Origin of the sequence: Nocardioides mangrovicus (assembly GCF_003674065.1) — a bacterium.
Taxonomy (GTDB): domain Bacteria; phylum Actinomycetota; class Actinomycetes; order Propionibacteriales; family Nocardioidaceae; genus Marmoricola; species Marmoricola mangrovicus.
The window spans coordinates 572-13,071 of sequence record NZ_RDBE01000003.1; the positions used below are offsets into that span (position 1 = coordinate 572).

The following is a 12,500-nucleotide window of genomic DNA, read 5'->3' on the forward strand; positions in this document are numbered from 1 at the left end:
CGGCGGAGACTACTCGCGGGCGCGGCGCACCTGATACGCCAACAGGCCGACGGCCAGCGGCGCGTCGCGGACCCGGCCGTCGAGCACGGCGTCGACGAGATCGTCGAACGGCACCCGCTCGACGCTCATCTCCGCCTCCTCGTGCTCGACGACGAAGTCGCCGCGTCCGACCTCGCTCAGCCCGGTGGCCAGGTAGATGGCGTGCGTCTCGGAGCTGATGCCGGGCGAGGGGTAGACGGTGAGCAGGTGCTCCCAGTGCTCGGCGGCCAGGCCGGCCTCCTCGCGCAGCTCCCGGCGCGCAGCGTCCTCGGGGTCCTCCCCCGCGACGTCGAGCAAACCCGCGGGAAGCTCCACCAGTCGCGCACCCACCGGGTGCCGGTACTGCCGCAGCACCACCACGCGATCCTCGGCGTCGACGGCGAGGATCATCACCGCCCCCGGCAGCTCGACCACCAGGCGTCGGAACGGATCGCCGCCCGAGGGGGCGGTGATCCGGTCGGCCCGCAGCGCCAGGACCCAGTGGTCGCGGTGCAGGTCGGTGCTCTCGGCCACCGGCCACGAGCCGGGCTCGTCGCCGACCATCGGAGCGCTCACGACACGGGCTGACCGTCGGCGGGCGCGGGCGCTCGGCGCAGCCCGGACTCGTCGAGGGGGAACCGCAGCTCGCGCTGGCGGGCCAGGCCGGCACCGATCAGGCCGACGAACAGCGGGTGCGGCCGGGTGGGACGCGAGCGCAGCTCGGGGTGGGCCTGCGTGGCGACGTAGTAGGGGTGCACGTCGCGCGGCAGCTCGACGTACTCGACCAGGTTGCGGTCCGGCGACATCCCCGAGAACACCAGACCGGCGTCGGCCAGCTGGTCGCGGTAGGCGTTGTTGACCTCGTAGCGGTGGCGGTGGCGCTCCTGCACCCGCGCCTGCCCGTAGGCCTCGCGCACCAACGACCCCTCGGCCAGATCGGCCGGGTAGAGCCCCAGCCGCATCGTGCCGCCGAGGTCGCCGGCTCCCTCCACGAACGCGTGCTGCTCGGCCATGGTCGCGATGACCGGCTCGGGGCACTCGGGGTCGAACTCGGTCGAGGCCGCCTTGGCCAGGCCGGCGACGTCGCGGGCGTACTCGATCACCATGCACTGCAGGCCCAGGCACAGGCCCAGCGTCGGGATGCCGTGCGTGCGCGCGTAGCGCAGCGCCCCGAGCTTGCCCTCGATGCCGCGGATGCCGAAGCCACCCGGCACGCACACCGCGTCGACGTCGGCCAGGTGACGCGCGGCGCCGTCGGGGGTCTCGCACTCGTCGGAGGGCACCCACACCACGTCGACCTTGGCGTCGTGGGCGAAGCCGCCGGCGCGCAGTGCCTCGTTGACCGAGAGGTAGGCGTCGTGGAGGTCGACGTACTTGCCGACCAGCGCCACCGAGACCTCCTCGCTGGGGTGGTGGACCTTCTGCAGCAGGTCGTCCCACCGGGTCCAGTCCACGTCGCGGAACGGCAGGTTCAGCCGCCGCACGACGTAGGCGTCGAGTCCCTCGCGGTGCAGCACCTTGGGGATGTCGTAGATCGACGGCGCGTCGGCGGCGGTCACCACCGCCTCCTGGTCGACGTCGCACATCAGCGAGATCTTCTTCTTGATCGAGGTCGGCAGCTCGCGGTCGGCCCGGCACACCAGGGCGTCGGGCTGGATGCCGATGGAGCGCAGCGAGGCCACCGAGTGCTGCGTCGGCTTGGTCTTCAGCTCCCCCGACGGCCCGATGTAGGGCACCAGCGAGACGTGCAGGAAGAAGCAGTTGTCACGACCGATGTCGTGGCGCACCTGCCGCGCCGCCTCCAGGAACGGCAGCGACTCGATGTCGCCCACGGTGCCGCCGATCTCGGTGATCACGACGTCGACGTGGTCGGGTCCGCTCGCGGGTCCGCCCATCGCGCGGATCCGGTCCTTGATCTCGTTGGTGATGTGCGGGATCACCTGCACCGTGTCGCCCAGGTAGTCGCCGCGCCGCTCCTTGGCGATGACCTGGGAGTACACCTGCCCGGTGGTCACGTTGGCGATCTGGTTCAGCTCGGTGTCCAAGAACCGCTCGTAGTGGCCGACGTCGAGGTCGGTCTCGGCCCCGTCGTCGGTCACGAAGACCTCACCGTGCTGGAACGGGTTCATCGTCCCGGGGTCGACGTTGAGGTAGGGGTCGAGCTTCTGCATCGTCACCCGCAACCCGCGAGACTTCAGCAGATTGCCCAGGCTCGAGGCCGTCAGGCCCTTGCCGAGTGAGGAGGCGACGCCCCCGGTGACGAACACGTGCTTGGTGGGCTGTCGCTCTACCAAAGGGGCTCCCGTAGGTCGAAACGTCTACGGGATTCCATCCTATCCCACCGAACGGGCTGCTCGTGCCGACGCCAGCAGCTCCTCGGCGTGGGCCAGTGCGGTCTCGGAGGCCTCCATGCCGGCCAGCATCCGTGACAGCTCGCGCACGCGGCCGTCCTCGTCGAGCACGGTGAGCCCGGAGGTGGTGACCAGCCCGTCGCTGGACTTGGCCACCACGACGTGGTGGTCGGCGAACGCCGCTACCTGCGGCAGGTGCGTCACCACGACCACCTGCGCGGACCGGGCCAGCATCGCCAGCCGGCGCCCGACCTCGACCGCCGCCTTGCCGCCGACGCCCGCGTCGACCTCGTCGAAGACGAAGGTCGGCACCGGGCTGGTGCCCGCGAGCACCACCTCCAACGCCAGCATCACCCGGCTCAGCTCCCCGCCCGAGGCGCCCTTGGCCAGCGCCCGCGCCTCGGCGCCCTGGTTGGCGGCCAGCAGCAGCTCGACGTCGTCGAGACCGTGCGGCCCCAGCTCGTCGCGACGGCCGACCGCCACGGTGACCCGTGCGTGGGGCATCGCCAGCAGCCCCAGCTCGGCGGTGACCTGCTTCTCCAGCCGTCGCGCCGCCTTGGTGCGGGCCGCGGTCAACGAGGCCGCGAGCGACCCGAGCCGCTCGAGCAGCGCGGTCCGCTCGCCCTGCAGCTCCTCGATCCGCTCGTCGGTGCCGTCGAGGTCGAGCAGCCGCAGCGAGGAGGTCCGGGCCCAGGCCAGCACCTCCTCGAGGTTCTCGCCGTACTTGCGCGTCAGCGCCGTCAGCGACGCCCGGCGCTCGGAGACCGCGGCGAGCCGGGCCGGATCGGAGTCCAGCGCCGCGGCGTAGGAGGCGACGTCGGCCGCCACATCGCCGAGCAGGTAGGTCACCTCGGCCAGCCGGTCGGCCAGCGCCGCCACCTGGGGGTCGTGGTCGCGGACGTCCTCGAGCAGCTTGCGCGCCGCGGTCGTCGCGCCGAGGGCGTCGGGAGCGCCCTCGTCGGAGGTCAGCACCTCACGGGCCTGCTCGGCGGCCGTCCGCAGCTCGTCGGCGTAGCCCAGCCGCTGCTCCTCGCCGGCCAGGTCGGCGTCCTCCCCCGGCTGCGGTGCCACCTGCTCGATCTCGGCCAGGCCGTGGCGCAGCAGGTCGGCCTCCCGCGCCCGCTCGCGCGCGTGGCGGGTCACGTCGTCCAGCTCCCGCTCGACCTCGCGCAACCGGGCGTAGTCGCGCTCGTAGTCGGCCAGCGGGCCGAGCACCGGCTTGCCGGCGAAGCTGTCGAGGGCGTGACGCTGCGCCTCGGCGCGCAGCAGCCGGTGCTGGTCGGACTGGCCGTGCACCGCGACCAGGTCGTCGGTCAGCTCGGCCAGGCTCCCCACCGGCACGGCGGCACCCCCGGCGAACGCGCGCGAGCGCCCCTCCGCCGACACCTGGCGCGCCATCAGCACCGACCCGTCGTCCTCCGGCTCTCCGCCGACCTCCTCGACGGCCTCGCCGAGGCTGGCCGAGGCCCCCTCGCCCACGGTGAAACGACCCTCCACCCGGGCGTTGCGCGCGCCGGTGCGCACCGCACCGGAGTCGGCCCGTCCGCCCAGCAGCAGGCCCAGCGCCGTGACCAGCATCGTCTTGCCGGCTCCGGTCTCGCCGGTGATGACCGAGAGTCCCGGCCCCAGCTCGAGCACCGACTCCTCGATGACGCCGAGCGAGCGGATCCGCAGCTCCTCGATCACGGTGCTCGCCTCATCGTGCTCGCCTCATGCTGCTCGCCTCATCGTGCCGACCCGCGCCAGCCCTCGACGCTCAACCCGAACTTGGCCACCAGCCGGTCGCTGAACGGCGCCTCGTGCAGCCGGGCCAGCCGCACCGGCTGGGCGCCGCGGCGCACCACGACCCGCGAGCCCACCGGCAGCTCCTGCATCCGGCGCCCGTCGCACCACAGCACCCCCGGCGTCGCGCTCTCCGCGAGCACCTCCAGTGCGAGCACCGACGTCGGCGCCACCACCATCGGCCGCGCGAACAGCGCGTGGGCGCTGATCGGCACGATCAGGAGCGCCTCCACGCCGGGCCACACGACCGGCCCTCCCGCACTGAAGTTGTAGGCGGTGGAGCCGGTGGGGGTCGCGCAGACCACGCCGTCGCACCCCCAGCGCGAGAGCGGTCGTCCGTCGATCTCGACGACCACCTCCAGCATCCGCTGCCGCGACGCCTTCTCGACGCTCGCCTCGTTCAGCGCCCAGCAGCTCATCACGTGCGCGCCGCCGTGGAAGACCTCCACGTCGACGGTGAGGCGGTCCTCGATGTCGTAGCTGCGGGCGACGATCGCCTCGATGGTGTGCTCGAGGTCGTCGCGCTCCGCCTCGGCCAGGAAGCCGACGTGCCCCAGGTTGACCCCGAGTAGCGGCGTGCCGAGACCGTGGGTCACCTCCGCGGCCCGCAGGATCGTGCCGTCGCCGCCGATCACCACCGCCAACTCGCACCCGGCGGCGAGGTCGTCCTCGGCCACCTCCACCTCGGGCGCGAACAGCCCGAGGTCCACCGCCTCGTCGGTGGGCACCCGCACCAGGATGCCGTGGCCGCGCAGGGCGTCGGCCACCTTGCGGGCGACGTCGACCGCCTCGTCGCGACCAGTGTGCGTGAGCAGCAGCACCCGCCGCGGGGTGCCGGACCGGTCGGGGGACGACGAGCTCACCGCGTCAGCCTCTCACCCGGCACCGACCGCTCCACGACCTCCCGCACCGCCGCGGCGTCGACGCGCGCCGGCGCCGAGCGCAGCCACAAGAAGAACTCGACGTTGCCCGAGGGTCCCGGCAGTGGGCTCACGGTGACCGCCTGGGCGCCCCAGCCCAGGTCGCCCGCGGCCGCCGCAACCTGTTCGACGGCCGCCGCACGATCGTCGAGGTTGCGCACCACGCCGCCCTTGCCCAGCCGCTCGCGGCCCACCTCGAACTGCGGTTTCACCATCAGCGCCAGGTCACCGTCGCGACGCGTGACCCCCACCAGCGCCGGCAGCACCAGCCGCAGCGAGATGAAGGAGAGGTCACCGACCACCACATCGACCGGCTCGCCCACCACCGCGAGGTCGAGGTCGCGGATATTCGTGCGGTCGTGCACCTCGACCCGCGGGTCCTCCCGCAGCCGCCAGGCCAGCTGTCCGTAGCCGACGTCGACCGCCACCACCGCTGCCGCGCCCTCGCGCAGCAACACGTCGGTGAACCCGCCGGTCGACGCTCCCGCGTCCAGGCACCGACGCCCGGCCACCGAGAGACCCAGCGCGCCGAAGTCGGCCAGGGCCCCGGCCAGCTTGTGACCACCACGGGAGACGTAGCCCGGGTCGTCGGCGTCCTCGCGCACCACGATGTCGGCGTCCACGGTCACCCCCGTCGCCGCCTTCCCCGCCGTCGCTCCGTTCACGCTGACCCGGCCGGCGGCGATCAGCACCGCCGCCTGCTCACGCGACCTCGCCGCCCCACGGCGCACCAGCTCGGCGTCCAGCCGCAGCCGTCGTGGTCGATCGGTGGCCACCCTGCTCCTCGTCAGCCGGTCTTTCCGTCAGCCGGTCTTGCTCGGCCGCTCTTGCTCGGCCGGTCTTCCTCAGCCTGCGGAGTCGAGCGCTCGCCGCAGCGACTGATGGGCCTCCTCGAAGACCGCGACGTGGTCGTGGACGCCGAGCTCCTCGACGGCGCCGAGCCGGGCGATCACCTCGTCCACCTCATCGCTGCCGGTGCTGGGCGCGTCGGGGACGACCGGCTCCTCGGCGTCGTCCTCGGCGTCGTCCTCGGCGTCGCTCTCGGCGTCGTCCTCGGGGTCGCTCTCGGCGTCGTCCTCGGCGGCGCTCGCGGGCGCCGCGTCGGCCTCGGCCCATTCCTCCTCGACCTCGGCCGACTCACCGACCTCGTCTAGCAACTCGGCGGACGCGCTGTCGGTCTCCTCGGGCTCCTGCTCGGACATGCGGTCCACGCTAGTGCCCGCGGCCCGCCGGCGGCTGCAGCCCGGCCACAGCGACCGGCTCGCCGGAGCTGTCCAGATGAGACCAGCCGGCGCTCGCCACCACCCGCCACCAGTCGTCCGCGCTGCCATCACCGCTGACCACCAGCTCGCCCTGCGCCACCTCGGCCGACCAGCCCCCCAGCTCGACGCGCTCTCCCCCGGCCGCCGGCTCGGGCGCCGGCTGTGGCTCGGCGAGCCCGGCCAGGTCGGCCGCGACGTAGGTGGGCCGCTGGTCCGGCGGAGCCGCCACGAGCGTGGCGAGGTCGGTGACCCCGGTCAGCACCACCAGGCTGTCCCAGCCCAGCCGACGGGCCCCGAGGATGTCGGTGTCGAGCCGGTCACCCACCATCAGCGGCCGTTCGCCACCGACCCGGATCAGCGTCTCGCGAAACAGCGGCGACTCCGGCTTGCCCGCGACCTCGGGCTCGCGCTCGCTGAAGCGTGCCACCAGGTCCACCAAGGCGCCGTTGCCCGGGCCGATGCCGACGTCGGTGGGGATCGTGGCGTCGGTGTTCGTCGCCACCCAGCGCAGACCGCGGGCGACCAAGATCGCGCCCATCACCACCTGGCGCCAGGGCATCTGCGGTCCGTAGCCCTGCACCACCGCCTGTGGCTCGGCCCCGTCGAGCGAGGTGAGCGCCCGCAGCCCCTGCTCCTCCAGCGCCTGGTACAGGCCCTCGCCACCGATGACATAGACCGGCGCACCGGGTTCGAGGTCCTCGGCCAGCAGTCGCGACGCGGCCTGCGCCGACGTCACGACGTCCTCGGGGGCCGCCTCGACGCCCAGGGAACGCAGGTGCTCGGCCACCGAGCCGGGCGTCCGGGCGGCGTTGTTGGTCACGAAGGCCAGCGCCATCCCGGCCTCCCGGGCCCGCGACAGGTGGCCGGGCGCGCCCGGCACCGCCTGCGGCCCGACGTAGACCACGCCATCGAGGTCGAGCACCGCCAGGTCGTAGCGGCTGCTCAAGGAGACGTCGCAGGAACCGAGCACACCGCGATCCTCGCACCACGCCGACGCAGTGGCGCATCGCCCTCACACCGTGACCGGTGCGCGCTGGGTCCGCTTGGCGGCGAGCACCTCGATCTCGATCACACTGCCGCTGCCGCCGCCATGGCGGTAGTGCCGGCGCCGCAGTGCACCCTCCACCGAGACGATGTCACCGGGCTGCCAGCCGTCCATCTTGCGGCGCAACGCCGCGCTCCAGCCAGAGCACTCCACCCAGTCGGACTTCTGCTGCGATCCGCGGGTCATCGCTGTCTGGTCGCGCGTCAGGATCAATCGCACGCTGACGATGTGCGCCCCGCTCGGCAGCACTCGCTCCACCGGCTCGGCGGCCACCCTCCCGCACAACCGCACCTGGTTCACGACTGCCGTCGCACCCGCCTGCTCGTCCTCACCCATCTGGTGTTCACCTCCGCCGACCACTGTGCGGCAGTGCCACGGCCAGGACCACCGTGGAGCGAACGGCTGTGGACAACCCGGCGATGTCGGCGACCGTGGACGCGAAACGACCCCGGCCAGGACGCCCGAGCTCGGCGTCAGCCCTCCAGCTCTGACTCAGCCCTCGAGCGAGCGCTCCAGCTCGGCCGCCCGGTCGGCGGCGTCGGTCGCCTCCTCGGCGTCGACGGCCTCGGTGCGGTGGAACCAGGTCAGCGCGTCCTGCCGACGATCGGCAGCGAGCAGGATGTCGGCGTAGGCGTAGCGCAGCCGGGCAACCCAAGTGGCACGGGTCTGGGTCATCAGCGGAGCCTGCTCCAGCGTGCGCAGCGCCGCGTCGAGCTCTCCTCGGTCGCGGCGCGCACCGGCCTCGACGATGGTCAGCTCGGCCTTCAGCTCGGCCGGCAGGCCGTCGCGATCGACGCCGCGCAGCAGCTCCAGCGCCCGGTCGGGACGGCCGAGTGCACGCTCGCAGTCGGCCATCATGGCCAGGTAGTCCTTGGCCCCGTTCATCCGTCGAGCCGCCCGCAGCTCGGTGAGGGCCTCGGCGAACTCCCCGGAGGCGTAGGCCGCCTCGCCCACCGCCTCGCGCACCACCGCCAATCGGCCGGCTCGAGCACGCGCCGCCAGGGTGTGCTGGTAGGCCGTGGCGGGATCGTCCTCGAGGAGCAGCCCCGCGGCCACGAGGTGCCGCGCCACGCGCTCCCCCAGCTTCTCGGGCAGGCTCGCCAACTGGGCACGCACCGACCGGTCGAGCTCCTTGCCGGTCACCTGCTCGGGGATCGGAGGACCGTCGTAGCGCTCCTGCTCGACGCTGCGGGGCGTCGGCGTGCGATCACGCTCGGCGCGTCCGCGCCAGTCGCCGCGACGACCGCCGCCGCCGCCGTTACCGCCCGACGAGCCGCGGCCCTTGCCTGAGGAACGCTGCTCGCCGCGCCGTTCGCCGCCGCGCTTGTCGCCGGCCCGATTCCCGCCGGACCGATTACCGCCGGAGCGCTGGTCGTTGGAGCGGGGTCGATCGCCTCGGCCGCCGCGCTGATTCTCGGGCACCGATGATCCCGCCTTCCACTTGGTCGTCAAACGCAGCAAGGGCCACCCGAAAAAGGGTGGCCCTTGCGCAAAGTAATGTCCGGCGACGTCCTACTCTCCCACAGCCTCCCGGCTGCAGTACCATCGGCGCTGAGAGGCTTAACTTCCGGGTTCGGAATGGAGCCGGGTGTTTCCCTCTCGCTATGGCCGCCGAAACTCTATGGAGTTAGATTCGGTTATCCCGACCATAACTCGGGAACTACACAGTGGACGCGCAACATCTTTGAGGGACAAGCCCTCGGCCTATTAGTACCGGTCGGCTGGGCATTGCTGCTGTACACCTCCGGCCTATCAACCCAGTCGTCTACTGGGGGCCTTACCCGGTTAACCCGGTGGGAAACCTCATCTTGAAACGTGCTTCCCGCTTAGATGCTTTCAGCGGTTATCACTTCCGAACGTAGCCAACCAGCCGTGCTCTTGGCAGAACAACTGGCACACCAGAGGTTCGTCCATCCCGGTCCTCTCGTACTAGGGACAGCCTTTCTCAAGTTTCCTGCGCGCGCGGCGGATAGGGACCGAACTGTCTCACGACGTTCTAAACCCAGCTCGCGTGCCGCTTTAATGGGCGAACAGCCCAACCCTTGGGACCTACTCCAGCCCCAGGATGCGACGAGCCGACATCGAGGTGCCAAACCATCCCGTCGATATGGACTCTTGGGGAAGATCAGCCTGTTATCCCCGGGGTACCTTTTATCCGTTGAGCGACGCCGCTTCCACATGCCAGCGCCGGATCACTAGTTCCGACTTTCGTCCCTGCTCGAGTTGTCACTCTCACAGTCAAGCTCCCTTGTGCACTTACACTCGAAACCTGATTGCCAACCAGGCTGAGGGAACCTTTGAGCGCCTCCGTTACATTTTAGGAGGCAACCGCCCCAGTTAAACTACCCATCAGGCACTGTCCCTGATCCGGATAACGGACCTAGGTTAGATATCTAATTCGATCAGAGTGGTATTTCAACGTTGGCTCCACATGAACTGGCGTCCACGCTTCACAGCCTCCCACCTATCCTACACAAATCGAACCAAACACCAATACCAAATTGTAGTGAAGGTCCCGGGGTCTTTCCGTCCTGCCGCGCGTAACGAGCATCTTTACTCGTAGTGCAATTTCGCCGAGTCCACGGTTGAGACAGCGCCCAAGTCGTTACTCCATTCGTGCAGGTCGGAACTTACCCGACAAGGAATTTCGCTACCTTAGGATGGTTATAGTTACCACCGCCGTTTACTGGGGCTTAAGTTCTGCGCTTCGCTCACGAATGGGCTGACACGTCCCCTTAACCTTCCAGCACCGGGCAGGAGTCAGTCCGTATACATCGTCTTTCGACTTCGCACGGACCTGTGTTTTTAGTAAACAGTCGCTTGGGCCTGGTCTCTGCGGCCATCATTGCTTCATGCAGCAAGTGCACTGACAAATCCGGCCCCCCTTCTCCCGAAGTTACGGGGGCATTTTGCCGAGTTCCTTAACCATGGTTCACTCGATCGCCTTGGTATTCTCTACCTGATCACCTGAGTCGGTTTGGGGTACGGGCGGCGCACAGCTCGCTAGAGGTTTTTCTCGGCAGCATAGGATCATCCACGCTCCCCTAATGGGGCCCGGTGTCGGATCTCAGGCACGTGAGACGCGGATTTGCCTACGTCTCGCCCTACATCCTTACCCACGGACAACCATCGCCGCGGTTGGACTACCTTCCTGCGTCACCTCATCGCTTGACTACTACCGGTTCGGGTCGTGCGCTCCGCCTTCATCGTCCCGAAGGATCCCGAAGGTTTTGGGCACTTAGCATCACCGGGCTCGTCATGGGCGCTGTTTTGCCGGTACGGGAATATCAACCCGTTGTCCATCGACTACGCCTGTCGGCCTCGCCTTAGGTCCCGACTTACCCAGGGCAGATTAGCTTGACCCTGGAACCCTTGATCATTCGGCGGAAGAGTTTCTCACTCTTCATTCGCTACTCATGCCTGCATTCTCACTCGTGTGGCGTCCACGACTGGATCACTCCGTCGCTTCACTCGCCACACGACGCTCCCCTACCCATCCGCGCCACTGGACCACGAAGGCCTGTGTACGTGCGCGAATGCCATAGCTTCGGCGGATGACTTGAGCCCCGCTACATTGTCGGCGCAAAATCACTTGACCAGTGAGCTATTACGCACTCTTTCAAGGGTGGCTGCTTCTAAGCCAACCTCCTGGTTGTCTCTGCGACTTCACATCCTTTTCCACTTAGTCACCGCTTAGGGGCCTTAGCTGATGGTCTGGGCTGTTTCCCTTTCGACTACGGAGCTTATCCCCCGCAGTCTCACTGCTGCGCTCTCACTTGCCGGCATTCGGAGTTTGATTGATTTCGGTAAGCTTGTGGGCCCCCTAGACCATTCAGTGCTCTACCTCCGGCAAGAAACACGCAACGCTGCACCTAAATGCATTTCGGGGAGAACCAGCTATCACGAAGTTTGATTGGCCTTTCACCCCTATCCACAGCTCATCCCCCAGGTTTTCAACCCTGGTGGGTTCGGTCCTCCACGCGGTCTTACCCGCGCTTCAACCTGGCCATGGATAGATCACTTCGCTTCGGGTCTTGATCGTGCCACTCAGTCGCCCTATTCGGACTCGCTTTCGCTACGGCTTCCCCACACGGGTTAACCTTGCGACACGACGCAAACTCGCAGGCTCATTCTTCAAAAGGCACGCTGTCACCCCCCACAAGGAGAGGCTCCAACGGATTGTAGGCACATGGTTTCAGGTACTATTTCACTCCCCGCCAGGGGTACTTTTCACCTTTCCCTCACGGTACTTGTCCGCTATCGGTCACCAAGGAGTATTTAGGCTTAACGGGTGGTCCCGCCAGATTCACACGGAATTTCAGGGGTTCCGTGTTACTTGGGGTGACGTCTCAGAGCCATCGACTTACGTGTACGGGGGTATCACCCTCTACGCCGGGACTTTCCAGTCCTCTTCGACTTCATCGATGGTTTATGACTCTGTGTAGGTACGGCAGTACCTACGTGACGGCCCCACAACCCCAACTGCGCAACGCCTGCCGGCTATCACACGCAGAAGGTTTGGCCTGTTCCGATTTCGCTCGCCACTACTCTCGGAATCACTGTTGTTTTCTCTTCCTGTGGGTACTGAGATGTTTCACTTCCCCACGTTCCCTCCAACTGCCCTATGTGTTCAGGCAGAGGTAACTGGACATGACTCCAGCTGGGTTTCCCCATTCGGAAATCCCCGGATCAACGCTCGGTTGCCAACTTCCCGGGGCTTATCGCAGGCTCCTACGTCCTTCATCGGCTCTTGGTGCCAAGGCATCCACCATGTGCCCTTAGTAGCTTGTCTTGCTACAAAGATGCTCGCGTCCACTGTGTAGTTCTCAAGATACGGGCGGAACCCGTCCTCATGACTCCCGCTGACCAGCGTGGCTGGCAGTTCGTGGTGAGGACGGTCCGAGTCGAGAGTTCGTGCCTTCGGCATCGATCCCTCAGGACCCAACAGTGTGCCAAGCCCACCTCCACGATCACAACCCGAGGTTCCACGCGACGTCCGAGGACGGCGCAGTACTGACGAGTGCTCTCGCAGGAGCAGGCCAACTAATCGACGTTCCACTAGTGAGCAATGCCGGCCGATGGACGATCGCCATCGATACCGACTGCCTGGACAGACACTGCG

The 12,500-nt window shown here is 68.3% G+C and carries 9 protein-coding genes and 2 rRNA genes; all 11 read right to left on the minus strand.

Annotated features, from left to right (window positions below; all coding sequences use genetic code 11):
- Nucleotides 1–9: 9 nt before the first annotated feature.
- The 11 genes from D9V37_RS05030 to D9V37_RS05080 all read right to left on the minus strand — a co-directional run bounded on the left by D9V37_RS05030 (nt 10) and on the right by D9V37_RS05080 (nt 12,170).
- Nucleotides 10–594 (minus strand): NUDIX domain-containing protein, encoded by a 585-nt coding sequence (locus D9V37_RS05030; protein WP_232524752.1) that lies wholly within the window; start codon nt 592–594, stop codon nt 10–12.
- Complete coding sequence (locus D9V37_RS05035; protein ID WP_121805079.1) at nt 591–2,312, minus strand: CTP synthase; 1,722 nt, start codon at nt 2,310–2,312, stop codon at nt 591–593. The genes D9V37_RS05030 and D9V37_RS05035 overlap by 4 nt, the downstream gene beginning before the upstream one ends.
- Before the next feature lie 39 nt (nt 2,313–2,351).
- Nucleotides 2,352–4,055 (minus strand): DNA repair protein RecN, encoded by a 1,704-nt coding sequence (gene recN, locus D9V37_RS05040; protein ID WP_121805080.1) that lies wholly within the window; start codon nt 4,053–4,055, stop codon nt 2,352–2,354.
- Nucleotides 4,056–4,093: 38 nt separating this feature from the next.
- The gene (locus tag D9V37_RS05045) at nt 4,094–5,014 is read right to left on the minus strand and encodes an NAD kinase (protein WP_121805081.1); all 921 of its coding nucleotides are present in this window, start codon (nt 5,012–5,014) and stop codon (nt 4,094–4,096) included.
- Nucleotides 5,011–5,847, minus strand: coding sequence for a TlyA family RNA methyltransferase (locus D9V37_RS05050; RefSeq protein ID WP_121805082.1), 837 nt, complete (start codon nt 5,845–5,847; stop codon nt 5,011–5,013). Before D9V37_RS05050 ends, D9V37_RS05045 begins: the two co-directional genes overlap by 4 nt.
- A 69-nt stretch (nt 5,848–5,916) precedes the next feature.
- Nucleotides 5,917–6,273: a hypothetical protein gene (locus D9V37_RS20185; RefSeq protein WP_158604379.1), complete on the minus strand. Its 357-nt coding sequence runs from the start codon at nt 6,271–6,273 to the stop codon at nt 5,917–5,919.
- 10 nt (nt 6,274–6,283) lie between these two features.
- Entirely contained in the window at nt 6,284–7,303 is a 1,020-nt protein-coding gene (locus D9V37_RS05060; RefSeq protein WP_121805084.1) for an HAD-IIA family hydrolase, read from the minus strand.
- Nucleotides 7,304–7,345: 42 nt separating this feature from the next.
- Nucleotides 7,346–7,714 (minus strand): single-stranded DNA-binding protein, encoded by a 369-nt coding sequence (locus tag D9V37_RS05065; RefSeq protein ID WP_121805085.1) that lies wholly within the window; start codon nt 7,712–7,714, stop codon nt 7,346–7,348.
- 156 nt (nt 7,715–7,870) lie between these two features.
- Nucleotides 7,871–8,800 carry a tetratricopeptide repeat protein gene (locus D9V37_RS05070; RefSeq protein WP_121805086.1) on the minus strand — a complete coding sequence of 310 codons (930 nt, stop codon included), beginning with the start codon at nt 8,798–8,800 and terminating at the stop codon, nt 7,871–7,873.
- 77 nt (nt 8,801–8,877) lie between these two features.
- Nucleotides 8,878–8,994: ribosomal RNA gene (rrf, locus tag D9V37_RS05075) — 5S ribosomal RNA — on the minus strand.
- A gap of 71 nt (nt 8,995–9,065) precedes the next feature.
- Nucleotides 9,066–12,170 (minus strand): 23S ribosomal RNA (locus D9V37_RS05080).
- Between the last annotated feature and the right edge of the window lie 330 nt (nt 12,171–12,500).

What these genes read in the sequence shown, in the direction of transcription:
- D9V37_RS05065 (WP_121805085.1), bottom strand. Translation starts at nt 7,714, where the DNA reads ATGGGTGAGGACGAGCAGGCGGGTGCGACGGCAGTCGTGAACCAGGTG.
- D9V37_RS20185 (WP_158604379.1), bottom strand. Translation starts at nt 6,273, where the DNA reads ATGTCCGAGCAGGAGCCCGAGGAGACCGACAGCGCGTCCGCCGAGTTG.